The sequence below is a fragment of the Rothia sp. HMSC071F11 genome (genome assembly GCF_001809115.1).
Taxonomy (GTDB): domain Bacteria; phylum Actinomycetota; class Actinomycetes; order Actinomycetales; family Micrococcaceae; genus Rothia; species Rothia dentocariosa.
This window is the reverse complement of sequence record NZ_KV795771.1, coordinates 224,072-224,426: the sequence shown is the minus strand read 5'-3', so window position 1 is coordinate 224,426 and position 355 is coordinate 224,072. Positions and strand designations below refer to the sequence as shown.

1 pseudogene is annotated in these 355 nt (G+C 51.3%); it reads left to right on the top strand.

What is annotated here, in order from left to right:
• A pseudogene (locus tag HMPREF2554_RS10960) lies at window positions 1–239 on the top strand (DNA polymerase III subunit beta); the annotation flags it as partial.
• Window positions 240–355 lie beyond the last annotated feature (116 nt).

Here is a 355-nt window from a genome sequence, read left to right as displayed (position 1 = left end):
GCGATGAGGCTCGCGCATCCGAATCGATGCCCGCACAGCTGGACGGTCACGAAATTACAGTGGCATACAACCCCACGTACCTTTCGGAGGGACTGGGTGCCTTTGATACCGACTTTGTACGTTTCTCCTTCACTGAGGCTCCTAAACCTGCTGTGCTCTCCGGTCAGGATGAACCGCTGAGTGAAGAAGATCTTAGCTACCGGTACCTGGTTCAGCCGATTCGCCTGCCCGCTAACTAATTGTGCGTTTCGGCGCCGGGGCATAGAAAATTAGAATAAACATTCGTTTTTATAGAAGGGGGTATTGTGTATCTTGATCATCTTTCGCTTCTTGATTACCGCACCTACCCCCTTCT